Source organism: Staphylococcus sp. FSL W8-0305, from assembly GCF_037966415.1.
Lineage (GTDB): Bacteria > Bacillota > Bacilli > Staphylococcales > Staphylococcaceae > Staphylococcus > Staphylococcus aureus.
Genome location: NZ_CP150198.1, coordinates 2,639,728 through 2,666,447, shown reverse-complemented (window position 1 = coordinate 2,666,447; position 26,720 = coordinate 2,639,728). Strand labels below are relative to the sequence as shown.

Annotated in this window: 28 protein-coding genes; 2 read left to right on the top strand and 26 right to left on the bottom strand. The window is 33.9% G+C overall.

The features are described 5' to 3' along the window. Window positions 1-9 precede the first annotated feature (9 nt). The 20 genes from NST10_RS13010 to fdaB all read right to left on the bottom strand — a co-directional run bounded on the left by NST10_RS13010 (window position 10) and on the right by fdaB (window position 17,497). A complete protein-coding gene (locus NST10_RS13010; protein WP_000241346.1) occupies window positions 10-549 on the bottom strand; it encodes a F0F1 ATP synthase subunit delta in 540 nt (179 codons plus the stop codon). Beyond that, entirely contained in the window at window positions 549-1,070 is a 522-nt protein-coding gene (locus NST10_RS13005) for a F0F1 ATP synthase subunit B (protein ID WP_000140675.1), read from the bottom strand. Before NST10_RS13005 ends, NST10_RS13010 begins: the two co-directional genes overlap by 1 nt. Window positions 1,071-1,268: 198 nt before the next feature. Then, window positions 1,269-1,481, bottom strand: coding sequence for a F0F1 ATP synthase subunit C (gene atpE / locus NST10_RS13000; RefSeq protein WP_001048816.1), 213 nt, complete (start codon window positions 1,479-1,481; stop codon window positions 1,269-1,271). A gap of 42 nt (window positions 1,482-1,523) precedes the next feature. Continuing rightward, window positions 1,524-2,252, bottom strand: coding sequence for a F0F1 ATP synthase subunit A (gene atpB, locus NST10_RS12995; protein ID WP_000349655.1), 729 nt, complete (start codon window positions 2,250-2,252; stop codon window positions 1,524-1,526). 20 nt (window positions 2,253-2,272) lie between these two features. Then, entirely contained in the window at window positions 2,273-2,725 is a 453-nt protein-coding gene (locus tag NST10_RS12990) for an ATP synthase subunit I (protein ID WP_001801518.1), read from the bottom strand. Between the two features lie 63 nt (window positions 2,726-2,788). Continuing rightward, complete coding sequence (wecB, locus tag NST10_RS12985; RefSeq protein WP_339212094.1) at window positions 2,789-3,919, bottom strand: UDP-N-acetylglucosamine 2-epimerase (non-hydrolyzing); 1,131 nt, start codon at window positions 3,917-3,919, stop codon at window positions 2,789-2,791. Window positions 3,920-3,942: 23 nt separating this feature from the next. Next, a complete protein-coding gene (gene upp / locus NST10_RS12980) occupies window positions 3,943-4,572 on the bottom strand; it encodes a uracil phosphoribosyltransferase (protein ID WP_000048712.1) in 630 nt (209 codons plus the stop codon). Between the two features lie 27 nt (window positions 4,573-4,599). Continuing rightward, window positions 4,600-5,838: a serine hydroxymethyltransferase gene (gene glyA / locus NST10_RS12975; RefSeq protein WP_000120494.1), complete on the bottom strand. Its 1,239-nt coding sequence runs from the start codon at window positions 5,836-5,838 to the stop codon at window positions 4,600-4,602. Between the two features lie 26 nt (window positions 5,839-5,864). Continuing rightward, a complete protein-coding gene (locus tag NST10_RS12970; protein WP_000654191.1) occupies window positions 5,865-6,389 on the bottom strand; it encodes a TIGR01440 family protein in 525 nt (174 codons plus the stop codon). A gap of 106 nt (window positions 6,390-6,495) precedes the next feature. Next, window positions 6,496-6,915 (bottom strand): low molecular weight protein arginine phosphatase, encoded by a 420-nt coding sequence (locus tag NST10_RS12965; RefSeq protein ID WP_000697334.1) that lies wholly within the window; start codon window positions 6,913-6,915, stop codon window positions 6,496-6,498. After that, window positions 6,912-7,958, bottom strand: a complete 1,047-nt coding sequence (locus tag NST10_RS12960; protein WP_000379892.1) for an L-threonylcarbamoyladenylate synthase — start codon at window positions 7,956-7,958, stop codon at window positions 6,912-6,914. The genes NST10_RS12965 and NST10_RS12960 overlap by 4 nt, the downstream gene beginning before the upstream one ends. Window positions 7,959-8,041: 83 nt before the next feature. After that, window positions 8,042-8,878, bottom strand: a complete 837-nt coding sequence (prmC, locus tag NST10_RS12955) for a peptide chain release factor N(5)-glutamine methyltransferase (RefSeq protein WP_000248730.1) — start codon at window positions 8,876-8,878, stop codon at window positions 8,042-8,044. Continuing rightward, window positions 8,865-9,941: a peptide chain release factor 1 gene (gene prfA / locus NST10_RS12950; RefSeq protein WP_000460244.1), complete on the bottom strand. Its 1,077-nt coding sequence runs from the start codon at window positions 9,939-9,941 to the stop codon at window positions 8,865-8,867. The genes prmC and prfA overlap by 14 nt, the downstream gene beginning before the upstream one ends. Further along, entirely contained in the window at window positions 9,942-10,541 is a 600-nt protein-coding gene (locus NST10_RS12945; protein ID WP_000273356.1) for a thymidine kinase, read from the bottom strand. A gap of 346 nt (window positions 10,542-10,887) precedes the next feature. After that, window positions 10,888-11,142, bottom strand: coding sequence for a type B 50S ribosomal protein L31 (locus NST10_RS12940; protein ID WP_000808968.1), 255 nt, complete (start codon window positions 11,140-11,142; stop codon window positions 10,888-10,890). 117 nt (window positions 11,143-11,259) lie between these two features. Further along, window positions 11,260-12,576, bottom strand: coding sequence for a transcription termination factor Rho (rho, locus tag NST10_RS12935; protein WP_001115101.1), 1,317 nt, complete (start codon window positions 12,574-12,576; stop codon window positions 11,260-11,262). A 246-nt stretch (window positions 12,577-12,822) separates the two neighbouring features. Continuing rightward, window positions 12,823-14,250 carry an aldehyde dehydrogenase family protein gene (locus NST10_RS12930; RefSeq protein WP_303661679.1) on the bottom strand — a complete coding sequence of 476 codons (1,428 nt, stop codon included), beginning with the start codon at window positions 14,248-14,250 and terminating at the stop codon, window positions 12,823-12,825. A gap of 237 nt (window positions 14,251-14,487) precedes the next feature. After that, the gene (locus NST10_RS12925; RefSeq protein ID WP_000451438.1) at window positions 14,488-14,823 is read right to left on the bottom strand and encodes a helix-turn-helix domain-containing protein; all 336 of its coding nucleotides are present in this window, start codon (window positions 14,821-14,823) and stop codon (window positions 14,488-14,490) included. Between the two features lie 88 nt (window positions 14,824-14,911). Further along, window positions 14,912-16,171, bottom strand: coding sequence for a UDP-N-acetylglucosamine 1-carboxyvinyltransferase (locus tag NST10_RS12920; RefSeq protein WP_000046606.1), 1,260 nt, complete (start codon window positions 16,169-16,171; stop codon window positions 14,912-14,914). 465 nt (window positions 16,172-16,636) lie between these two features. Then, window positions 16,637-17,497 carry a class IIb fructose-bisphosphate aldolase FdaB gene (fdaB, locus tag NST10_RS12915; protein ID WP_001131841.1) on the bottom strand — a complete coding sequence of 287 codons (861 nt, stop codon included), beginning with the start codon at window positions 17,495-17,497 and terminating at the stop codon, window positions 16,637-16,639. Window positions 17,498-17,714: 217 nt separating this feature from the next. Here fdaB and NST10_RS12910 point away from each other — a divergent pair, with 217 nt between their 5' ends. Further along, on the top strand, window positions 17,715-18,236 hold the full coding sequence (locus NST10_RS12910) for a DUF2529 domain-containing protein (protein ID WP_000035000.1): 522 nt from the start codon (window positions 17,715-17,717) through the stop codon (window positions 18,234-18,236). Window positions 18,237-18,344: 108 nt separating this feature from the next. On the opposite strand, the gene NST10_RS12905 is transcribed toward NST10_RS12910, so the two are convergent. From NST10_RS12905 to NST10_RS12895, 3 genes are all read right to left on the bottom strand, one after another. Beyond that, window positions 18,345-19,955 carry a CTP synthase gene (locus tag NST10_RS12905; RefSeq protein ID WP_000159960.1) on the bottom strand — a complete coding sequence of 537 codons (1,611 nt, stop codon included), beginning with the start codon at window positions 19,953-19,955 and terminating at the stop codon, window positions 18,345-18,347. Between the two features lie 335 nt (window positions 19,956-20,290). Next, complete coding sequence (gene rpoE, locus NST10_RS12900; RefSeq protein ID WP_000701483.1) at window positions 20,291-20,821, bottom strand: DNA-directed RNA polymerase subunit delta; 531 nt, start codon at window positions 20,819-20,821, stop codon at window positions 20,291-20,293. A gap of 111 nt (window positions 20,822-20,932) precedes the next feature. Beyond that, window positions 20,933-21,793, bottom strand: a complete 861-nt coding sequence (locus NST10_RS12895) for a GNAT family N-acetyltransferase (RefSeq protein ID WP_001040736.1) — start codon at window positions 21,791-21,793, stop codon at window positions 20,933-20,935. Between the two features lie 423 nt (window positions 21,794-22,216). Between NST10_RS12895 and coaW the strand changes: the two genes are divergently transcribed. Next, on the top strand, window positions 22,217-23,020 hold the full coding sequence (gene coaW, locus NST10_RS12890) for a type II pantothenate kinase (protein ID WP_000862728.1): 804 nt from the start codon (window positions 22,217-22,219) through the stop codon (window positions 23,018-23,020). 125 nt (window positions 23,021-23,145) lie between these two features. Here coaW and NST10_RS12885 read toward each other — a convergent pair whose 3' ends face one another. From NST10_RS12885 to NST10_RS12875, 3 genes are all read right to left on the bottom strand, one after another. Next, window positions 23,146-23,817 carry a DUF2750 domain-containing protein gene (locus tag NST10_RS12885; protein WP_000120549.1) on the bottom strand — a complete coding sequence of 224 codons (672 nt, stop codon included), beginning with the start codon at window positions 23,815-23,817 and terminating at the stop codon, window positions 23,146-23,148. Between the two features lie 398 nt (window positions 23,818-24,215). After that, complete coding sequence (locus NST10_RS12880; protein ID WP_000183722.1) at window positions 24,216-25,409, bottom strand: hypothetical protein; 1,194 nt, start codon at window positions 25,407-25,409, stop codon at window positions 24,216-24,218. After that, window positions 25,409-26,593, bottom strand: a complete 1,185-nt coding sequence (locus NST10_RS12875) for a M20 family metallopeptidase (protein WP_001291490.1) — start codon at window positions 26,591-26,593, stop codon at window positions 25,409-25,411. Before NST10_RS12875 ends, NST10_RS12880 begins: the two co-directional genes overlap by 1 nt. Window positions 26,594-26,720 lie beyond the last annotated feature (127 nt).

The following is a 26,720-nucleotide window of genomic DNA, read 5'->3' as shown; positions in this document are numbered from 1 at the left end:
TCTTTATAATTAATTAACTCTTCTAAATTTTCTTTGTAATTGGACAAGATCATTTCTAACACTACCATCTAATACAGTTGTGCCGACTTTAACTCTAAATCCACCAATTAAATCTGGATTAATTTTTGTATCTACAATAACTTTAGATAACTTCGTTTGTTGAGTTACTAGTTTGACAATCTTAACTAACTCTTCTTGACTCAATTCATATGTTGACTCAATTGTTGCAAAATCTTGATTGTAGTGTCCGTTATATAAGCTTTGGAACGCCTTGAATACGTCAGCTATTAATGAGATATGTCTATTATCTGCTAACACGTACATCATATTTTTAATGTATGGATTAATGTCAGTAAATACACCATTAATCAACTCACGACGTTGTTCTGCTGTTTGAGTTGGATTACTGTCAACCATTTTCAATTGCTCAATTTTATCTTTTACTGCTTCGTTTATAACTGTTAATTCTTCATTAATAGTTTCTAAATTATTTGTATCTAATGACACGTCAAATAATGCTTTAGCATACTTGTTAGCTACTTTTACCATTATTTATCGCCTGCCTCTTTTAGATACTTGTCAACCAATGCTTTTTGGTCTTGTTCAGAAATTTCTTTTCTAAGAACTTTAGAAGCAATTAACACTGATAGTTCAGATACTTGATTATTAATATCTGCAATGGCACGTTCTTTTTGGCTATTGATTTCACTTTGTGCTGTTTCAATCATACCGTTTGCACGTACGTTTGCTTCATGAATAATTTGTTCTTGCTGTTGACGTGCTTGAACCTTAGCATCTTCTAAAATCTTTTGAACTTCTTCTTGTGTTTCTTTAAGTTTTTGTTTATTTTCTTCTTCAAGTTTCTGTGCATTTAACTTAGCTTGTTCTGCGTCATCGATATCTCTGTTAATATCTCTTTCACGTTTATCCATTACATCTTTCAATGGACCCCATGCGAACTTTTTAAGTAACGCAAGTAATACGATGAAAGTTAGGACCTGTACAATCACAGTACCCCACTCAACGCCTCCAGCTGCACCAAGAAAGAATAAGTTAGCTGTTTCAGTCACGGGTTCATGACACTCCTTTCATTAAAATAATCGCTAGTGTTATATAGAAAAAAACGACGAGGTTAGGACCTACTGAATTTATGCGATAGGCATGGTGCGTTCATATCTCAACTATTTAATAAAGTTCAAAGATATTACTATATATGGCATCATGAATTATGTCCTATGCGCTTTGTCCCGACCTCTTTTATCTGTTAATTATCCAGCAAATGTCATGAATGCAATTACTACACCGATGATAGGTAATGCCTCAACTAAACCTACACCAATGAACATGATACCCATTAATTGACCACGTGCTTCTGGTTGACGTGCTACACCTTCAACTGTTCTTGAAACGATTAAACCGTTACCGATACCTGCTCCTAATGCTGATAAACCAATTGCGATTGCTGCTGCGATTAAATTCATAATTTAATTTCCTCCTGTGATTGTATATAATTATTGAAATTTTTAGTGTTCATCTGCCACTTTATGTGACATATAAACCATCGAAAGCATAATAAAGATATATGCTTGGATTGTTCCTACAAATATTGAAAATGCTTGCCAAACAATTAATCCTGGGATACTAATAATCCAACCCCATGCTGGTTCGTTAAAGAATAAGCCAGCAAGTAATGTTAATAGTATCTCACCTGCAAATATGTTACCGTACAAACGCAGACCAAGCGTTAATGTTGAAGTGAACTCTTCAAAAACATTAATAATTGCCAATGGCCAAAACGGCTGTACATAACCTTTAAGATATTGTTTCGTACCACGCATTTTAATTCCATAAAAGTGAGTTAACAGTATTATCGTTGTAGACAACGTTAAAGTCACTGTTGCATCAGCTGTTGGTGATTTCCACCACAATGTGTGATCTTTCGTTACTATTGAAAACGGAAGACCTAACATATTAGCTATAAAAATGTACAGAATCAGCGTTACTGCTAAGAAGTGGAATTGACCACCTTTTTTCCAAGCCATGTTACCTTCAATGATTCCCCTCACGAAATCAAAAATCCATTCAACGAAATTTTGTTTGCCAGTTGGTCTTTTTTTCAAATTACGCGTACAAATGATAGCAAGTAGAAAAACAAGAAACGCCGTAACAAGTATCATCAATATACTTGATAAATTGAAAACGATATCAAAACCGAATAAATTCCAACTCACGAGCGGGGATTTGTGATCCATAATCTCACCTCTTTCTTAATTTATTTGCTCACCTTTAGTAAAGGACGTATGATAACTACAACATATGAAATCATTAAACCAATAATTATACCGATTATACTTACATGCGATTTATTAAAGTACCAAATCATACAGGCAATAATTGCAACTAAGTATCGCCACATATTTCCAGTTGAAATATGCATAGTGTCTGGTCTTTTAGCTTTGGCTAAGTAGCTCTCAAATATAACAGTATTGATTGCAGAACCAGTAACACCAATGATTAATCCTAAGATAAATGCATGGTGTGTAAAAAGGTATAATCCTCCCAATATTATTAATAAATACAAATAATATTGAATGTACTGTTTAAAAATGTTGTAGAAACGACTCATTTTATATGCCTCCGTGTGACTGATATCAATCATGAAAACCGTTCCACTCATACAAACTAAATGATAATATAGGCGATTTGTGGTGTCAATTCTATTCAAATTGTTGTAAAAAAATAAGCATGTTCAGACACAATTTAGACACATTTAGACAAAAAGTCTTTTTTAATTGAAATCGCTTGGTTTTTCAGTGATTAAATTCAAATAATACTTAATATGATTAACTATTCTTTCTGAAGCAAATCCATCACCGTAAGGATTAGATGCTTCAGACATTTGATGATATAATCTCTCATCATCGATTAATTCTTTTGCAGCTTGATATACGTCTTGTTCATGCGTATCAACAACTTTCAACGTACCAGCATCAACACCTTCAGGTCGTTCTGTAACGCTTCGCAATACTAGGACAGGCTTATTAAAAGATGGCGCCTCTTCCTGTATGCCTCCCGAATCCGTCAAAATAAAATAGGATTGTTTAGCAAAATTATGGAAGTCTATTACATCTAAGGGTTCAATCAATTCAATTCTGTCATGCCCCCCTAAAATCTTATGAGCCACATCTCGGACTTTTGGATTTTTATGCATTGGATATACTAACGCTAAATCGGTGTACTCATCTATCAAGCGTCTAACTGCTTTAAATATATTTTCCATAGGTTGACCTAAATTTTCACGACGGTGTGCTGTCATAAGAATGAACTTTTTGTCATGGTATTTATCCATGATGTTAGATTTATAATTGTCATCAACTGTATATTTCATAGCATCAATCGCTGTATTACCAGTGACAACAACACTTTCTGAATATTTCCCTTCATTTAACAAATGCGATGCAGCATTTTTAGTAGGTGCAAAATGTAAGTCAGCTAATACACCAACTAATTGTCTATTCACCTCTTCTGGAAAAGGTGAATATTTATCATAACTTCTAAGCCCTGCTTCAACGTGTCCAATCGGCACTTGGTTATAAAATGCCGCTAAACCACCTGCAAATGTCGTCATCGTATCACCATGTACAAGTACCATGTCTGGTTTTTCTAATTGAATCACTTGTTCTAATTGAGTGATTGATTTAGAAGTTATCTCAGAAAGTGTCTGTCCTGATTTCATAATATTCAAATCGTATTTTGGTTTGATTTCAAAGGTACTTAATACTGAATCAAGCATTTCTCTATGCTGTGCTGTAACAACAACAATTGGCTCGAGCATTTTTTCTTGTTCCAAAGCTTTAACTAAAGGAGCCATCTTTATGGCTTCGGGTCTTGTTCCAAATATGGTCATAATCTTTTTCATCAAACTACTTATCTCCGATTCTTCTATTTAGTACCAAACAATCTATCTCCAGCGTCACCTAACCCTGGTGTGATATATGCTTTGTCATTTAGCTTTTCATCAAGTGCAGCAATATAAATATCTACATCTGGATGTGCTTCATGCATCTTTTCTACGCCTTCTGGTGCTGCAATTAAACACATGAAGCGAATATTTTTAGCGCCACGTTTCTTCAATGAAGTAATAGCTTCAATTGCTGATGCGCCTGTTGCTAACATAGGATCAACAACAATGATTTGTCTTTCAGTAATATCTTGAGGTAACTTAGCAAAATACTCTACAGCCTTTAATGTTTCGGGATCTCGATACAAACCGATATGTCCAACTCTCGCTGCAGGTACTAAACTTAAAATACCATCAGTCATACCTAAACCAGCTCTTAAAATTGGAACGATAGCTAATTTTTTACCAGCTAATCGTTTAGCCGTCATTTTAGTTACAGGCGTTTCAATATCAACATCCTGAAGCTCTAAGTCTCTAGTTACTTCATATGCCATCAACATACCAACTTCGTCTACAAGTTCTCTAAATTCTTTAGTACCTGTATTTACGTCTCTAATATAGCTTAGTTTGTGTTGAATTAATGGATGATCGAAAACGTGTACTTTACTCATAAAAATTACTCCTATCTTTGTGTATGTTTATTGATATAGAGGATATTCAGCTGTTAATTTCGCAACGCGTTCTTTAGCTTGTTGTAATTTTTCTTCATCTTTACTATTTTTCAATGCTAAACTGATGATTTTTGCAACTTCCTCAAAAGCCTTTTCATCAAATCCACGCGTTGTTGCAGCAGGTGTACCTAAACGTATACCACTCGTTACAAAAGGTTTTTCTTGATCGAACGGAATGGTATTTTTGTTACATGTGATACCAACTGAATCTAAAGTCTCTTCAGCTTCTTTACCAGTAAGTCCTATAGACCCTTTTACATCAACAGCTACTAAGTGATTATCTGTACCACCAGAAACAATTCTAAATCCTTCATTAATTAATGCTTCTGCAAGAACTTTTGCGTTTTTAACCACTTGTTGTTGATACGTTTTGAAATTATTTTCTAACGCTTCTCCAAAAGCAACTGCTTTTGCTGCAATAACATGCTCAAGAGGTCCACCTTGAATACCAGGGAAAATTGTTTTATCTATGTCTTTTTTATATTCTTCCTTACATAAAATCATACCACCACGTGGTCCGCGTAATGTTTTGTGTGTTGTAGTTGTTACAAAATCAGCATATTCTACTGGATTTGGATGTAAACCTGCCGCTACTAATCCTGCAATATGTGCCATGTCTACCATTAACTTAGCGTTTACTTCATCTGCGATTTCTTTAAACTTTTTGAAATCAATTGTTCTTGAATATGCTGATGCTCCTGCCACAATAAGCTTAGGCTTATGCTCTAACGCTAATTTACGAACTTCATCATAATTGATTCGTTCTGTGTCTTTATCTACTCCATATTCAACGAAATTGTAGAATTTACCACTAAAATTAACAGGCGCTCCATGTGTCAAGTGACCACCATGACTCAAATTCATACCTAAAACTGTGTCGCCCATTTCTAATGCAACTAAGTAAACAGCCATGTTCGCTTGTGAACCTGAATGTGGTTGAACATTGACATGTTCAGCTCCAAACAACGCTTTAGCACGATCAATTGCGATGCTTTCAGTAACATCTACAAACTCACAGCCACCATAATATCGGCGTCCTGGATAGCCTTCAGCATACTTATTAGTCAACACTGAACCTTGTGCTTCCATAACCGCTTCCGATACAAAATTTTCCGATGCGATTAACTCTATGTTGCTATTTTGTCTCTGAAATTCTCTCTCGATTGCTTCTGCGATAACTTTATCTTGCTTGGTGATATAAGACATAAAATCTCCCCTTCTTTCAAAAAAACTTATTGGTATTTAGCACGTTCGCCACCAATCTTTTTCGGCCTAGATGTGGCAATAGTTACAATTGCCTGTCCTACTTGCTTTACTGAAGTCCTTACAGGTACACATACATGTTTAATATGCATGCCTATTAACGTTTGACCAATATCAATTCCACAAGGAACAGTAATATGTTCGACCACGATTGGATCCTTCATATGCTGAAAAGCGTATGTTGCCAAACTCCCTCCAGCATGTACATCTGGAACGACGGAAACTTCTTCCATTGTTAATGGATTAAACTGAGATTTTTCTATTGTTATCGCTCTGTTGATATGTTCACATCCTTGAAAAGCAAAAGTAACGCCTGTCTCTTTACTCACAACATCTAATGCATTAAAAATAGTTTCTGCAACTTCCATCGAACCGACAGTCCCTATTTTTTCGCCAATGACTTCCGATGTTGAACATCCAATTAAACATATATCTCCTTTATTAAAAAAGGACATATCTTTTAATTCGTGTAATAACATTGTCAAATCTTTCATAAAAGCCCACCCTTCCTAAAAATAAAAAAGGAATATAGCAAAGTGCTACACTCCTCTATTATAACTTATTTAACTGTTAACATATACTAATTATACAGAATTCCTACTAGCAAATAATATCTTTTAATTTTAAAATTAAACTTACAAGTTCTTCATAGGTATGTACATACATTTCTTTTGTACCGCCGTATGGATCTATAACTTCTCCTGCTTCTTTTACATATTCATGCAATGTGAAAACATGATTTTGCAAACCAAAGTGTGCCTCTATTAATTCTTTGTGCGAATACGACATAGTCAAAATAATATCTGCTTTCAAATCTGCTTCAGTAAATTGTTGCGATAAGGTCGTTTCAGCTAAATGATGTTCTTCAACTAAGTCTTCAACATAATTCGAAACACCTTGATTGTTCACAGCGAATATACCTCTTGATTCAAATTGATGATTTGGCATAACCTCTTTTGCAATACTTTCCGCTAATGGGCTACGACATGTGTTACCTGTACAAACGAATAAAATCTTCATAGTTCACATCCTTTAATAATGTGATTACCTGCAGCTTTTAACATGCGATTCATAATTGCTTCTGTATTATCATTCAGCTCAAAGCCGTATATATACGCCGCTGAAATATTTTCATTTTCATCAAGTGAATGTAACACATCATAAAGATTATGACTTGCTTGTTTAACATCATTGTCATCCTGACATAATTGAATGAATTGCGCTTCACTTGGTATAAACGCCACCTTATTACTCGGCACAATAAAAGCTATAGAAGACCAATCTTTACCGTCATTTCCAATTTTGCTCTCGATATCTGTAATAATTGTAAGTGGTGTATTGGGTGAGTAATGCTTATACTTCATACCTGGTGCAATTGGCTGTTCAGTATCATTATAATCAGCATGGGCGATACTATTCGGAAGTATTTCTGTTATCATTGCTGCTGTTATAGAACCAGGTCTTGCAATTTTATAAGGAAAAGATGTGCAATCTAAAACCGTACTTTCTAATCCTTCTTCACTTTGTTCAGCTTGAACAATACCATCGATACGTCCATTCAAATCTTGATATACATGATTGAAAGTTGTTGGTGAAGGTCTACCACTTAAATTAGCACTTGGAGCAGCTAGAGGTTCATTTATGATTTGTAATAATTGTCTACCTACAGAATGGCTTGGCATTCTAACAGCAACTGATGATAAACCTCCAGAAACTTTTCGACATAGATAGCCTGGCTTTAACGGCAATATAAACGAAATAGGGCCCGGCCAGAATGCCTGCATTAACTTTTCTACGCGTGGATCCAAAGTATATGTAAAATCTTTTAATTGACCTTTACTGTGTATATGAACAATAAGCGGATTGTCAGATGGACGGCCTTTAGCTTCATATATTTTAGCTACAGCTTCTTCATCTGTCGCATTTGCTGCAAGTCCATAAACTGTTTCAGTTGGTAAACCTATTAAACCACCGTTTAAAACAATGTCTTTTATTTCATTAATTTTAGGATATTGCTGTAAATCTTCATTATATTCTCTAACATCCCAAATTTTAGTATCCAACTTAATCACGCCTTTCTTATTTATCATAATACAAAGCAAAAAGCTATGCACTTAACTAATCATAGCAAAGGCATAACTTTTAATTACCATTTAAATGAGACGATTCGATCGTGGCCATTTATATCTTTAATAATGTCGATTTTTTTGTCAGGAAATTTATTTAAAATTATTGATTTAAGTGCCTCACCTTGATTGTAACCAATTTCAAAAACAACTGGGCTGCCTTTTTCCATAACGTGAGGTAAATCTTCAATGATTGATTCATAAATAGCATATCCATGGTTATCTGCAAACAATGCCTGATGTGGTTCGAATCTCGTAACCGTTGGAGACATCGTAACCATATCTTTTTCATCTATATAAGGTGGATTAGATATCAAGCCGTTCAACTTGATACCTTCTTTAATTAAGGGCTTTAATGCATCCCCTGTTAAAAACTGTATTTGTGATTGATGCTTCTCAGCATTATTACGAGCCATATTCATTGCTTCAAGTGAAATATCAGTAGCAATAACATTTAAATCCGGCTTTTCACATTTCAAAGTAATTGCAAGTACACCACTACCCGTTCCGATATCTACGATTGTTGCATCATCTTCTAACTGTTGTAAGAAATGCAACATTACTTCTTCAGTTTCAGGTCTTGGTATCAAACAATTTGAGTTTACATCAAACGTTCTACCATAAAATGAGGCAAAGCCAACTATATACTGTATAGGCTCTCCTAATAACATACGTTGTAAGGCTAAGTCGAACTTCATAATCATCGCTTTCGGCATATCATCATGCATGTGGACTACAAAGTCCGTACGCGTCCATTGAAATACATCTAACATTAACCATTCAGCTCGTGTTTGTTCAAACCCTTTTTGTTGTGTTAAATGAATTGCTTCATCTAACTTTTCTTTATAATTCACCATTATTAAGTTCTTTCAATTTATCTGTCTGCTCTGATAAAGTCAGTGCATCTATAATTTCTTCTAAATGGCCTTCCATAATTTGCCCTAATTTTTGAAGCGTTAGACCTATACGGTGGTCTGTTACACGGCTTTGTGGATAATTATAAGTTCGAATACGTTCTGAACGATCACCAGTACCGACTGCTGATTTACGTTGTGACGCATACTTTTGTTGTTCTTCTTGAACTTTCATATCGTATAAACGTGCTTTTAACACTTTCATTGCTTTTTCACGGTTTTGAATTTGAGACTTCTCAGAAGATGTTGCAATGACACCAGTTGGTAAATGGGTAATACGTACTGCAGAGTCAGTTGTGTTTACGTGCTGACCACCTGCACCACTTGAACGATACGTATCGATTTTTAAATCTTCATTTCTAATTTCAATTTCTACATCTTCAACTTCTGGTAAAACTGCCACTGTAGCTGTTGAAGTATGAATACGTCCACCTGATTCTGTTTCAGGCACACGTTGAACGCGGTGCGCACCATTTTCAAATTTCAATTTACTATACGCGCCATTACCAGAAACTGAGAAACTAATTTCTTTGTAACCACCATGGTCACTTTCAGACGCTTCTACTATTTCAGTTTTGAATCCTTGTGATTCTGCATACTTTGAATACATGCGCATTAAATCACCAGCAAAAATCGCAGCCTCATCACCACCAGCTGCTGCTCTTATTTCTACAATAACGTCTTTGTCATCATTAGGATCTTTAGGAATCAATAATATTTTAAGCTCTTCTTCAAGATTTGGAAGTTCAGCTTTAATACCACTACTTTCCTCTTTTAACATTTCTACTTCTTCTTTATCATCAGTTTCACTTAACATTTCTTCAATATCAGCTAATTCTTCTTTTTTAGCTTTATAGTTACGATAAACATCTACAGTTTTTTGTAAATCAGCTTGCTCTTTAGAATATTTACGTAATTTATCTGAATCATTTACAACATCTGGGTCACTTAACAGTTCATTTAACTGTTCGTATCTTTCTTCTACAATATCTAATTGATCAAACACTTATAATTCCTCCTTATTATTATCACTAGGTGCTACGATATGGTGCGCGCGACAACGTGGCTCATAACTTTCATTGGCACCTACTAAGATAATCGGATCATCGATTTTAGCTGGTTTACCATTTATTAATCGTTGCGTTCTACTAGATGAAGAACCACAAACAGCACAAACTGCTTGAAGTTTCGTTACTTGTTCACTGACAGCCATCAATTTAGGCATTGGTTCGAACGGTTCGCCCCTAAAATCCATATCTAATCCAGCAACAATAACACGGTGTCCATCTGCTGATAGTTTTTCTACTATACTTACAATTTCATCGTCAAAAAATTGTACTTCGTCTATTCCTATAACATCAACATTAGTTAAGTCGTGCGTCATAATTTCACTTGCTTTAGAAATATTAATCGCTTCAATGGCATTACCATTATGAGAGACCACTTTTTCTTTATGATATCGATCATCAATCGCCGGTTTAAATACAACGACTTTTTGTTTAGCGTATATGCCCCTTCTTAAACGTCTTATAAGTTCTTCGGATTTACCGCTAAACATACTACCTGTAATACATTCTATCCAACCGGAATGGTAAGTTTCATACATTGAGAGTTCCACCTTTTTCAAAACATAATCGCTTTATTATATCATATTTCAAATATTCATAAATGTCTTTTTCATAATTATATCGATATTGTACATGAACAATTATTTTATAAATTTGTCTTGCATATTTATATACAGCCATTCTATTTTGTTGCTTCTTATTCGTGCGATGTTTCTACTCAATACAAACTTTAATAAAGGGGAAAATTTATCATTATGTATTAACAACATGTTATTGAGTCACTTCTTTGAACACAGTCGTAAGTAAATACCCTTACTACACTTATAAATAAAAAAGCTGTCTACAATTCCATTATAGGAAGCAGACAGCTTAACGATTACTATATTAGTTGTTTGATTTAAGACCAAACTTTTTGTTGAAACGTTCCACACGTCCATCCGCAGCAGCGAATTTTTGACGTCCAGTGTAGAATGGATGTGAATCAGATGAAATATCTAAACGAATAACTGGGTATTCTTTTCCATCTTCCCACTCCATCATTTCTGAAGATGTTTTTGTAGAACCGCTTAAGAATTTGAAGTTTGTAGTAGTATCTAAAAAGATTACTTGGTGATACTCAGGATGAATTCCTTGTTTCATTATTTTCAGCTCCTTTGCCCTGAACCATCTGGAACAGAGTTATTTGTGAGTTTTTACCCAATACTGTGTAATTATAAAGGTAATTAATTCAAAACGCAAGCCCCTATATAATGTTTATTAAATTATAGGTCGACCCGTTTTAGTACTTTCTTCTGCAGACTTTTGTAGCTGCTTGAAGAAATCTTCATTATTCTTAGACCTTTTAAGTTTGCGAATAAATCTTTCAGTAAAGTCTGTTGAGTCAGTGAATAGATTTCTTAATTGCCATAATGTGTCTAATTCAGATTTACTTATCAACAATTCTTCTTTACGCGTTGAACTTCTGCCAATATCAATTGCAGGGAAGATACGACGTTCAGACAATTTACGATCTAAATGTAACTCCATGTTACCTGTTCCTTTAAATTCTTCGTAAATCATATCGTCCATACGTGAACCCGTATCAACTAATGCAGTTGCAAGTATTGTTAAACTTCCACCCGCTTCAATATTTCTCGCTGCACCGAAGAATGCTTTTGGTTTGTGTAAAGATGCAGGATCTAAACCACCTGATAATGTGCGACCACTTGGTGGAATAACTAAGTTATAAGCGCGTGCTAATCTCGTTATAGAATCCATTAAAATAATGACATCTTCCCCAATTTCTACTAAACGCTTTGCACGCTCAAGTAATAATTCAGCTACTTTAACATGGTGTTCTGGTGGTTCGTCAAACGTTGAATGAACGACTTCAGCAGCTTCTACTGAGCGTTCTAAATCCGTTACCTCTTCAGGACGCTCGCCAACTAACAAAATAAATAGCTTTGCATCTGGTTTGTTCGTACTGATTGCATTCGCTATTTCTTTTAATAACGATGTTTTACCTGCTTTAGGTGGCGCCACTATTAAACCACGTTGACCTAAACCAATCGGTGTTACTAAATCCATGATGCGCGTTGAATAATTTTGTGTTTCTGTCTCTAATTTAATACGCTCATCTGGATAAAGTGGTGTCAAAGCTTGGAAATGCGGTCGTTTCTTCACTTCTTCTGCGTTATGGTCATTGACAAAGTCAACTTGTAATAAGCCATAATATTTTTCGTTATCTTTAGGTTTTCTAACTTTCCCAGTTACTTTATCCCCACGTTTAATTTCAAAACGACGAATTTGGCTAGCAGATATATAAATATCTTTTTCCCCTTTAGAATAGTTCACTGTTCTTAAAAAACCATAACCATCCGGTTGTATATCATCTAAGATACCTTCCATATAATAGTTACCATCTTTTTCCATTTGTGCTTCCATAATAGCTAGAACAAGTTCTTTTTTATTTAATTTACTATAGTTCGTCAACTTAAGAGTTTTAGCTTTTTGAGTGAGTTCCTTGGTAGTATAGTTCTTGTACAATTCGTGGAATGATTCATACTGAGGAGATGTACGTTCTCTTTCAGGCATATAGTTTACACCCATTTCATTATTTTTTAGTTAGTAAGTAATAGATAGGCATGACAATGCATAAATAACTGTGCTAGCACAATCCCATTATGCTAATCCCCAACCTTTTAAATACATGAATAACTATAGCAAATTTTTATTTTAATTACAAAATCTATTTATAAAAATTGCAAAATTAAAACAGTACACAAAACTTAATTAGTCATGTGCACTGTTTTATTGCGATTTTTAATTCAAAAATCAAATTTATTTAAAATAGCCAGCTATAGATTTCACTTCTAAGAACTCTTCAATACCATAATCGCCCCATTCACGACCTAAACCAGATTGTTTATAGCCACCAAATGGTAAGTCTGGCTTTCTACCTGCTTCGTTTATTTCTACTGTACCTGCTTCAATAGAACGAGCTACTTTATGCAATGTTTCTTTGTCCTTACCAATAACATATCCTGCTAAACCATATTTTGTATCATTTGCAATTTGAATCGCTTCATCTAAATCGTTATAAGTGATAACTGACATTACTGGCCCAAAAATTTCTTCTTGTGCTATCGTCATTTGATTATCTACATTAATAAAAATTGTCGGACGTGCAAAGTATCCTTTTTCAAGTCCTTCTGGTTTACCAGGACCACCATAAAATAATTCAGCACCTTCTTCAATACCTTTATTAATATAATTTTGTACTTGATCAAATTGTTTTTTACTAATGATAGGGCCTACTTGTGTACCATCTTCTCTTGGATTACCGACACGCACTTGGCTAAATTGTTCTTTTAATTCAGCTAAGAATGCATCTTTAATTTTGTTAGGCACTAAAACACGTGTACCAGCTGTACATACTTGACCAGTATTATTAACAACTTTGCCTGTTGTTGCTTTAGCCGCTTCTTTAATATCTACGTCATCTAGGACGATGTATGGTGATTTGCCACCAAGCTCTAATGATACCTTTTTAAAATCTTTAGCAGCTTTTTCCATAATTTTAGAACCAGTAGGGCCTGATCCTGTAAATGACATCATGCGTACTTTAGGATGTTCAGATAAAGGATTCCCAACGCCTGCACCATCACCATTAACAAGGTTAAATACACCTTTAGGAACACCGACTTTATCAAAAATCTCAGCTAAAATAACAGCTGCAAATGGTGTTTCTTCAGATGGTTTAAGTACAACTGGACTACCAGCCGCAAATGCTGCTGCTAATTTTAATGATGTTTGGTTTGTAGGGAAGTTCCACGGTGTAATTAAGCCAGATACACCGATTGCTTCTTTAACAACTAAATCATCTCCGCGGCGTTCTTCAAATTCGTAATTATCTAATGCGTCTCTCGCTGCAACAAAATGGTTTAGTCCCATTTGATAATGGACACGCTCAGATAATGATAAAGGAGCACCTAACTCATCCGTAATAGCTTGTACAATATCGTCTTTTCTGTTTTCATATTCTTTTACAATTTTATCTAATAACGCTTGTCTTTCTTTCACAGATGTATGACGGAACTCTAAATAAACATTGTCTGCCGCCTCGACGGCTTTATCAACATCAGCTTTATTACCTTTAGCAACTTTCCCCATTACTTCTTCGGTTGCTGGATTTATAACTTCTATCGTTTCATTACTATTACTTTCTACCCATTCGCCATTAATGTATTGCTTTGTGTAGTCTCTCATTATTCTTTCACTCCTCAAGAATGATTTATATATTATTTATCCGTAATGCATACGATATAAACATTACATTCCATTATGATACGCTCCCTTTTAATATGTTCAAAATAAAATGCTTTAAAATTTTGCTGCATCTAATTTTTTATATTTTTAAATAAAAATAACTATTCCCACATCATCGCAAATAATGCGAAGACTTAGAAATAGTTATAATCAATGCTATGTTTAAACGTCATGTAATCATTTAGCAGTACGTTGATCTGTTAAATCGACATATGATTGCGCCCATGCTTCAATTGGATGTAAAGCCTCTGCTAACGCTTTACCTTTTTCAGTTAGCACATAAATAATTTGTACTGGACTCGTAGAAATGATTTGCTTCTCAACTAACTCCCATTGTGCAAGCTCTGACAACTTAAGACTTAAAGCACGTGGTGTTATTGTTTTCAAATCTCTTTTCATATCGGAAAAGTGTGCTGAACAGTCATTACATCTTGAGAGATAATTAATGATTAATCCATTCCAACTTCTACCAAGTATTTTAAAAGTTTCTTCGAGATACGGACATACTTCCATCATCTTCACCTCCCATCAATAAATTTAGAATGTAAACGAACACCCTTTTTTAATCAGTATAATTATTATACCACAAAACAAGATAAATCTATACAGTTTCCGTCCAAATATCTGCACCTAAAGCTTTTAAATGTTCTACAATATCTGTATAACCTCTATAAATATGTTTAACATTGTAAATTGTAGTTACACCCTCAGCAATTAAACCAGCAATAATTAAACAAGCTCCTGCTCTTAAATCGCTAGCATAAACTTCAGCACCATGTAATGTTGATGGTTTTATCGTTGCTGTGCCTTCGTCAACTTCAATATTTGCACCCATGCGCTTTAATTCTTCAACATGTTTAAAACGCTCCGGATAAATCGTATCAGTTACAAATGAAGGACCATTTGCCATAAATAATAATGGTGTAATAGGCTGTTGCAAATCAGTAGCAAAACCTGGATATACTAGTGTTTTAATATCAACAAATCGATATGGCGCATTATTATTGATGCGAATTCTTTCGTCTCTTACATCAACATTCACACCTAATTCACTAAATTTAGCAGTTAATGTTTCTACATGTTTCGGAACAATATTATTTAATATAACATTTTCTCCACATGCTGCAGCGATACACATATATGTGCCTGCTTCAATTCTATCAGGTATAACTTGATACTCAGAACCATGTAATTCTTTGACACCATTGATTTTAATTGTTGATGTACCCGCTCCCTTAATATTAGCTCCCATACTTGTTAAGAAGTTAGCAACATCAACTACTTCCGGTTCTTTAGCAGCATTTTCAATTACAGTTTGTCCTGTTGCATAAACTGCAGCTAGCATAATGTTAATTGTTGCACCTACGCTAACCATATCTAGAAAAATATGTGCACCTTTTAACTCTTTAGCTTCGATTTTCATTGATGTCGTACTTGATTCATCAATTTCAGCACCTAAAGCTTTAAATCCTTTAATATGTTGATCAATTGGACGTGGCCCAAGTGGACATCCTCCCGGTAAACCAATCACACATTTTTTAAATCTACCTAACATGGCACCCATCATATAGTATGAAGCACGTAATGATTCAACTTTATTATTTGGTAATGCAGCATTTTGTATTTCAGTTGTATCAACTTCTAATTCCGTACCATTTAGTGATGCCTTAATATTTAAATCTTCTAATAAACTCACTAAAGTTTTAACATCAGAGATTTGCGGTAACCCTTCTAATTTCACATGTCCTTGAGCTAATAATGTTGCAGGAATGATAGCTACAGCACTGTTTTTCGCGCCACTGATATTAACTTCCCCATTTAGTGTGCGTCCACCTCTTATTTTTATTACCTCTTGAGCCATATCATTTATCTCCTTTGTCCATTACTTTTTAATTTTTTGCATTATTAGCATTATAAATTAATTTTACTTTATTTGTAAAATAGTTTATTTTAATCGTTAAAATCTTGTCTTTCTATTTTCGATTGATTAATAACAAATCATTCACCTTTACTAATATATGCTGTTCTTCCCCACTTGACCATGGTCTAAAGTCTGATTATTCAACTAAATATTGACGTTGTTTTGACAATTATTTAGTTTTAATTCTACGGTTTTCACGTAAACTTTTTTCATAAATTGCTCATTTTCCTTATAATTATATCACAATCAATTTTGATATATTTTACCATTTTTACGCTTTCATTTTAAAATCAAACTGTTTTATTTATTACTTATACAACATAAAAAAGAAGCAAACACCATTTTGTCTGCTTCTTTTAAAATTAATATCCCTACGTTATTAATAACTTAAAGACTAAATATTAATTATTTAGCGCGGTTTGAAGTACCGAACTCTTTAATTTTACCTTTAACTGTTTCTTTGATAGCTTCACGTGCAGGTCCTAAGTATTTACGAGGATCGTAAACTTCTTTGTCGTTATTTAAAACGTCACGAACTGCTTTTGCTGAAGCGATTTGGTTTTCAGTGTTTACGTTAATTTTAGCTGTACCAAATGGAATTGCTTTTTGGATATCTTTAGTCGGGATACCAGTACCACCGTGTAATACTAATGGTAAACCTGTAGATAAACCGATTTCTTCCATTTCTTTAAATCCTAATTTTGGTTCACCTTTGTATGGACCATGAACTGAACCTAATGCTGGCGCTAATGCATCAATACCAGTTTTTTCAACTAGTTCTTGACATTCTTTAGGATCAGCATAAATGATGCCGTCTGCTACAACATCATCTTCTTGTCCACCAACAGTACCTAATTCAGCTTCTACAGAAACACCTTTTTCATGAGCGTATTCAACAACTTTTTTAGTTGTTGCTACGTTTTCTTCGAATGGGCTGTGTGAAGCATCGATCATTACTGATGTGAAACCAGCATCGATAGCTTCTTTACATTTTTCAAAGCTTGAACCATGGTCTAAATGGATTGCTACAGGAATAGTGATGTTTAAGTCATGCATTAACCCTTCAACCATTTTAACAATTGTGTAGAAACCGCTCATGTAACGAGCAGCACCTTCAGAAACACCTAAAATTACAGGTGCATTTTCTTCTTGTGACGCTTCTAAAATTGCTTGAGTGAATTCTAGGTTATTAATATTGTATTGACCTACCGCATAACCATTTTCTTTTGCATCAATTAACATTTCTTTCATTGAAACTAAAGGCATGAAAGTTCCTCCTTGAGTGCTTACGCACGTATTTTTCAAAGTAATTATATCAAAAAAATAGCGTCAATGCATTGAAATACTGCAGATTAAATGTGTATTTTTTGAAAAATGCGATAGTTATACTAAATGCAAACGTATACATTTTTATACAATTTAAGCCGTTGCATAATATGTAGTCATTAATTACAATATTTTATAAGTAGATTGGAGGATAAAGATGTCAAAAATCTTAAACACACAACTAATAGGTATCTTTAATAGGCTAGAAAAACAATCTTTAGAAATTCAAATGGCCGCCCAATGTTTAATTCAAGCAATTGGTGGCGAAGGTTATGTTTATGTAAAAGGTTATGATGATTTACAGTTTTTCGAAAGTTTCATTCTACATAGTGATGAGCGTTTAAAATCTAGCCGAAAACTTGACGCTATTAAAGACTTTAAAGAAATTGACTCAACTGATCGTGTATTATTATTCGCACCATTTTATAATGATCAAGTTGCATTAGATATTCAAAAACTTATCGCCTTAGATATCGATGTGGTCTTAATAAGCAACAAACCTAAAACAGATGATTTCCCTGATCATCTCGTACATTTTATCGATTTATCTACACCAAGACCTATAGTCTATACTGAAGATTACGATAAGATTGTCCAGCCACATGCGATGGCATTGAATTATGTATACTATGACATTTATACACAAATGATTGAAATGACAAGAGACTTAGAATTATAAAAGTCACTATTGTTATTTAATACCTTGTCACTAACATAATATTAAAATTATAAGAAAAACCGGTACTTTCAATGTTTAACAATGAAAGTACCGGTTTTATTAGCAAATTTATTTATTTTGTTGATATTTTAATGAAGCTTCAATGAATGATTTAAAAATCGGGTGCGGACGATTTGGTCTAGATAAGAATTCTGGGTGGAATTGACAAGCAATAAAGAAATCATTTGTCGGAATCTCTACCATTTCTACTAAACGTCCATCTGGACTTGTACCAGAAATTACCATACCATTTGCTTCTAATTGTTCTCTATAGTCATTATTAAATTCATAACGATGACGATGTCTTTCTTCAATTTCCGCTTTACCGTAAACATCTTGTGCCAATGTGCCTTCTTTAATTGAACATGGATATAAGCCTAAGCGTAATGTACCACCTAAATCTTCGATATCTTTTTGTTCTGGTAATAAATCTATAATTGGGTATGGTGTTGCTGGGTCTAATTCAGCTGAATGTGCGCCTTCAAGGCCTAATACGTTTCTTGAAAATTCAACTGTTGCAAGTTGCATTCCTAAACAAATACCAAAGAATGGTACATTGTTTTCTCTAGCATACTTAATTGCACTAATTTTACCTTCACTTGCACGGAAACCAAATCCACCTGGTACTAAAATACCGTCGACATCTGCAAGGTATTCGGCCGCATTTTCATCTGTAACTTCACTTGAATCAATCCATCTAATATCAATATCTTTAGCGAAAGGATATCCGGCATGTTTTAATGATTCAACTACAGATAAATATGCATCTTGTAAGCTAACATACTTACCAACTAAACCAATTGTAATTTTACCATCCAAATTATTAACGATATCTAACAACTGTTTCCATTCATCAAGCTGTGTTTCATATTTCGCGTTTAATTGTAAACGTTTAATAACGATATCGTCCATATTTTGTTGGCTTAATTGTAACGGAATTTCGTATAAAGAATCTGCATCACGACATTCAATAACACTTTCTTTATTAATGTCACAGAATAATGCAATTTTATCTTTTAAATCTTGTGTCATTTCATATTCAGTTCTTACAACGATTAAGTCTGGTTGAATACCTAAGCCTCGTAATTCTTTAACGCTATGTTGTGTTGGCTTCGTTTTCATTTCTCCAGCAGCTTTAATATAAGGCAGTAATGTACAGTGAACATACATAACATTTTCTCTACCTAAATCGCTACGAATTTGACGAATCGCTTCAATAAACGGTAATGACTCAATATCACCTGTTGTACCGCCAATTTCAGTGATAACAACGTCTGCATTCGTACTTTCCCCTGCAAGTAATAAACGTTCTTTAATTTCATTTGTGATATGCGGAATAACTTGAACTGTTCCGCCTAAGTAATCACCACGACGTTCTTTTTTCAATACGTGTGAATACACTTTACCGGCTGTTACATTTGAAAACTTGTTTAAATTAATATCAATAAATCTTTCGTAATGTCCTAAGTCTAGGTCAGTTTCTGCACCATCATCCGTTACGAATACTTCACCATGTTGATAAGGACTCATTGTACCTGGGTCAACATTTAAGTATGGATCGAATTTTTGAATTGTTACATTTAGACCTCTATCTTTTAATAATCTACCTAGAGAAGATGCTGTAATACCCTTCCCTAATGATGAAACTACGCCACCTGTTACAAAAATAAATTTTGTCATGTCTTGACCTCCTAATTATTAAAGGGAATGCTTCCTCATCAATTGTAAAAATTACGTAAAACATAACATTTGAGTAAGCTCATTCAAGTTGTTCATTTGTCGAATTCGACAAAATTAAATTCTGTTTACTTACCGTTTTCATACTGCTATGTCACTATGTATATCATTTACAACTTTGATTATTGCGTTATCATTTCTTGATTTACTCAATTAAATAAAAAAACGCTCCCTCTCACAAATTTTGTAAGGGGAGCGTATAAATTTTATACACGTGTCCTATTTAAAGGAGCCCGAATAAAATTTTATCATCTTTCAACTAAAAGTCAAACAAAAAATTAATCGTTGAAGTCTTCTTCGTCTTCAAACACTTCTTCATCTTCGTCTAGTTCATCTTCATCTTCTTCAATGACTATATCCGAATGATTGATTTCTTCTTCAACCTGCTCATCTTCTGGATCATTTAGTTCTTCTTGATCATCTGTTTGAGCTGGAATATCATCGTCGTCATCCATTTCATCTTCGCCCAATAATTTTAAGTTTTGATCTTCTTCATCATCTGCATCCAGAATATCGAATTTTTGAATAGTTGGTGCGATTTTCTCTTCAATATCATCTACCGAATACCAATCACGTAATCCCCATAAATTTTCTCCAACATTTAAAAAACGACCATCTGTGTTTAAATCTGTGTAAAATTGTACAACGCGATTTTCAATTTCTTCGTACTCATAATCACCTAACGCTCTAAACTCATCGATGATATCATATAAGTTCATAGTTTCGCCTTTATCATTCAATAATGTATAAGCCATATCAATAAATGATTTTTCATCAACCATTTGTTTTGTATAATCTTGAATTTTCATTGCCCAATACTTCCTTTCGAAGGATATAATCTAAATTTATACGTCTGAATTCATTTATATATAGTAACAAAACTAAATTATAAATGACAATATCATATTTCGCAATCACTGTTAGTAATTTAAATATTTTTCAAAAACGACATAATCATCAGTTTGTTCGATTTCAACGAAATTACTATTTAAACATAATGGTTTAAAATCATTATTCTCTCCAAACAGAATCATCGTAATCACATTAAGGTTGTCATAGTTTTTTCTTAAGTAAGTAGGCAATTGTCGAAGCGCACTTGAACCAATACCATTAAAGCGATATGATTTATCCACTTCAATAGCAGCAATGTTCATGCGTTCACCAATCTGCTCCAATGCGATAAAGCCAACCTTTTGGCCATCAATCATTAAATTAATGATATGTACATTGGTCACTTCTGAACGACTTTCTTCTTCAAGCTTTAATGACGAAACATGTTTTGAATCTAAGTCCAAGTAATATAGTCGTTCTTTGCCAATTGGTCCTTCTTCTTTAGTCGCTGTATGCATGAATCCAGCACGTTCGTATAGGTTCCAAGCATTGTCATTTTCCGCATCTACTACTAGATATAGATGATTAAAATCAGGAAATACACCTTGAACATATTGCGGCAATGACATCATTATTTTCGTGCCATATCCAAAACCTTGATATTTTTCATTAATCGATAATGAACGAATATAAACGACATTTTCAGGTGTATCATAACCTTCATGCTGATAGTAACGATGTAATACAAAAAAGCCCACCACTTCATTTTTATCGTTTATTGCTACGTTAGCAATCCTATCAGCATCATTAATTGCATCATCAATAACTTCTTTAGGTAAAGATGAATATATTTGTTGTCTTTCATTCAAGTCAAAATCATTAATTGCTGAACGATATTGTTCATCAAATGCTTTTAAAGTGATACCTTCAAAACAAAGTTCTTTAGCCATATATTTAACCCCTATCTTTTTATATATGAAGCATGAATCCCCATATTATTTTACCTATTATTTCACTACGATACCATTATTTGCTCTAAGTTAAATAAATTACTTATTTATATTTTTTAAATTTCAAAATTAATGTGCTATTCCTCATTACTTATCATTTTAATCAGAGACTTACAAATACACTGCGTACGAACTACTTTTAATATTGCGTCACTAACTAACAATCCTATACAACTTCAAAATTCCTAGAAAATAATATATATAACTTAACGTCTACGTTTGTAATACATTAATTGCGATACGCTTACAATGTTGAAATACAATGGCATCAAATTTGTTAATAATTACTATTATTACTTGTTTTTTAGTCATTTTACTATACTATTATTTAAGGATAGACATTAATAATGAGGTGGGAATCTTATGAAAGTTGGCATTGACGCTGGCGGTACACTAATTAAAATCGTTCAAGAGCAAGATAACCAACGTACTTTTAAAACTGAATTAACTAAAAATATTGATCAAGTTGTGGAATGGTTAAACCAACAGCAAATTGAAAAATTATGCTTAACTGGAGGTAATGCAGGTGTTATTGCTGAAAACATCAACATTCCTGCACAAATTTTTGTAGAGTTTGATGCTGCATCTCAAGGACTAGGTATTTTGTTAAAAGAGCAAGGCCATGACTTAGCAGATTATATTTTTGCAAATGTCGGTACCGGTACGTCACTACATTATTTCGACGGCCAATCACAACGTCGTGTAGGCGGTATCGGTACAGGTGGTGGCATGATTCAAGGACTCGGTTATTTACTAAGTCAAATCACTGATTATAAACAGTTAACTGACATGGCACAACACGGTGATCGTAACACTATCGATTTAAAGGTTAGACATATTTATAAAGATACCGAACCACCCATTCCCGGTGATTTAACAGCAGCTAATTTTGGTCATGTACTACATCATTTAGATGCTGATTTTACACCTAGCAATAAATTAGCAGCCGTTATTGGTGTCGTTGGCGAAGTTGTTACGACAATGGCCATTACTGTTGCACGTGAATTTAAAACTGAAAATATCGTTTATATCGGTTCTTCATTTCATAATAACGCTTTATTACGCAAAGTTGTGGAAGATTACACTGTGTTACGCGGTTGCAAACCGTACTATGTTGAAAACGGCGCATTTTCAGGTGCTATTGGTGCATTATATTTAGGAAAATAGAAAAAGACCATTTATATGCGCGTTGTTTTAAATAGACGCTATATAAATGGCCTTTTATTTTATGGTCTAAGTGTTTTGAATACGTATTGTTCCATTTATTATCACTTAATTACAACTCAATTCAGTTAAAATGTAAGTTCATTAGACAATTTTTGCGCTGAAACAATTGTACCAACCACGCCAGTTTTTAAATCTATCGCAACGGCTTTATGATCATCTCTAAGTTCATCTAGCCATTCTCCGAAAACAGAACCTTCAATCGTAATTAAATCACACTCTTCAAAATCTTCATCTCGAACTTTTAACGCTCTGTTTTTAATACTCCATACAGGCATAATATGCGGCTTTTTTTCGTCGCTATCATTTTCACTAATGAGAATAAACTGCTTACTACCTTTTTTAGTTAAGCCGTATACTTCATCATATTTCGCTACATCTTGGACAAATTCTTTGATTCTAATTTTATCTAATTCCGTCATCACTTCTTGTGTAACAGCTACAACGTTTAGTAGATGCCCTTCTTCTTCCATTGTTTGATTCATAATAATATGGTCTTGTTCATCAAACAATTCATCTAATTCATAAGTAGCAAAACGATCAACGTCCATTTTTACAACTTTATCAAATGGAATATCACGACTTGTTAAAAATGATACGGCCACACTTTCTTCTGTCCAAACGCCTACATACGCTTCACTTTTATAATTTAGGCGTACTAGTTTTTTATTTTTAGAGGCGAAATAAATACATTCATTTATTAATATATCTCTAAAGAATGGATATGCTTTATAAGACATGCTTGACCCTCACTTTTTAAAATATGTCATACATAAAATAGTAAATGACTCCAACAAGTTAGTCAATTAGACATATTATGAATTCAATTTAATGTCATGTTTTTCATTTTAAAAATTCAATAGCATTAAATTTTACGTATACACAAATTCGGTCTATAACACGAAACATATCTAGTTACTAAAAATTTCAAAACGAAAACCTTTAGTATACCTTTATCAACAAAATGGCAACTCTTATAACATAGTGAAATAAAAGTCGCCATTTAATATTAGTATTACAAAGTATTGCCATATCATAAATTTAATTACTGTTGACTAGAATCGAAAAAAGCTTGTTACAAACGCATATTCAGTCAACTACTGGCAACACAACATTGTAGCGCCTTATGTTCCGAACTCTAATAGTGTTCAAGTTCAGCTAAAAATGCGCGTTCATTCTCCAGTACTGTTTCTTTTGAATCACCATGCCAAATACAGCCAAACCTTGATTTAACTTTATCTTCACCGTACCAATCACCATCATAATAAGATAACGGGTATAAACTACCTTCTTTGACATATTTCAAAATCGTATTGAAGAAATGTGTGTTATCACCTTTTGAATGATAACTATAAAACTTTTGATATCCTGAATTCAACTCGTTAGCAAGTAATAACATGCTCGTTGAACCATTTTGTCTAAAGTTTAAATCAATTGCATAAACGTTATCATCCTCATCGACGAGTAGGTCAAAACCAGCTACACCAAAGAATCCTTGATTCACACCGTTTTCCATAATTTGTCTACCTGCTTCTATAACGTGCTCTGGTACATTAGTAGTATTTTCATTTCCGTTATAAAATCCGTACTTATCCGTTAATTGCGTTGCCGCACCAAGATATTGAATACCTAGCGATTCCGAGTATGCAAACTGAACGCAATAATTCGCTTTTTCTTCAATCTTCTGTTCGATAATAAGCGAATTCGTTTCAGCAGTTGCCTGTTTAATACGCGTTATCGCTTTTTGTAAATCTGCATCATGATAACAAATCATAACGCCATAGCCACCTGCTGTCGGAAGATCATCTCCCGGCTTAATTACAAACGGGAATTCCCAATTCTTAATCTCGTTTTCGAATTGCTCAATTTTTACAACTTTTCTTTTTGGTAAAAACTTCCCATTTGTCCATTCAGGTATTCTTGCTTTATTATTTAAAGCAACAAATAACGTTTTATCTAATGCATAATATTGCTGATTCAAGATTGTTTCATCATGAATATATTGAAAATAAATCTTTTTATTTTCCTTATGTGCCAATTGTTTAATCAAGTTTTCGTAAGATTGCTGATTGTTAAATGTATAAATTGAGTTCGGTACTTCCTTACCAATAACTTGAAATAGCTGATGCAATTTGTCTGTCGCACTAGCTTCGTGAACAATAACAGGTAATTGATTTGCTATTAATAACTCCCTACCAGTTAAAAAATTAGATTGATGTTCGTCCGGTTTCAACCATGGATTCGATATATACGAAGGTCTTGACGTATAGACAACATCTTTGTCATATAAATCACTTAACGTTAAGTTCGGCTCATTACCATTATTTGTCATTACTTCCCATTCCCTTTCAAATGCGCATGCTCTTCAATAATGTCTTGATAAACGTCTTGATTTGTAATTAACTCTAACCCCATCAACGCCATTATTTTAGCACCTTTAATTAATGCTTCATCACCATGTACACTCGCAGCTGCTTCTCTAAATCTATGCGTATGTCCTACTAAATTACGTGATCCTATTTTAATATGAGGATGTATTGTTGGCACAACATGACTTACGTTCCCTGTATCCGTAGAGCCATAACCAAAATCATCATCAATAACTGCTTCACCAACTTCTTCAGCATATTTAGCAAATAAATCATCTAATTTCGGCGTTTTAATGAATTCATTCACACCGTTTTGAATTGGACCAAATTCATAATCACAACCAGTCTGTATCGCAGCTCCACGTGCGATTTGATTTACTTTTTCTGTTAATATATCCAATTCTTTACGCGTCATTGCTCTAGTATAAAAACGAGCATGTGTATAGTCTGGAATAATATTAGCTGCTTTCCCGCCATCTAAAATCACACCATGCACACGTTGATCTTTTTTAATATGTTGTCGTAGTTGTGCTACACCATTAAAATAACTAATCATAGCGTCTAATGCATTTAACGCTTCATCTGCATTTTCAGAGGCATGAGCACTTTTTCCGTAAAATTTAACATCTAAAACATCCACTGCCAAAGTATCAATCGTTTTATAAGTTTCATTTCCCGGATGAATCATTAAGGCAATGTCTATTTGATCAATCACACCAGCCTTGACATAAGAAGCTTTAGCGCTACCATTTTCCCCACCTTCTTCAGCTGGACATCCGAGAACGACTACTTTACCACCAATTTGGTCAATCACTTGCTTCAAACCAATTGCACCAAGCACACTTGCAGTTCCAATGATATTATGACCACAAGCATGACCCAATCCTGGCAAAGCATCGTATTCTGCTAAAAAACCTATAGCTGGCCCGTCAAGATCCGAATCATATGTCGCTATAAACCCAGTTGCATGTCCAGCAATCTCGGTTTCAATTTCAAAATCATGTTCTTTCAAACGATCTATTAAAGTTCGAGACGCAAATATTTCTTCATTACCAAGTTCAGGACGTTCATGAATTCTATGACTGATTTCGATATAACTATATTTATTTGTTTCTATATAATCGAGAATTTGTTGTTTTTCACTCATTTTTTACTATCTTCCTTTTACCCTACACTCATTTTAATCATCCACAATATTTTGTTCTTTCAAAATGAATTATTACTTATTCTATCGGTTTTATCTCTTGATGTCATCTAGTTTTTCTTTATTTACA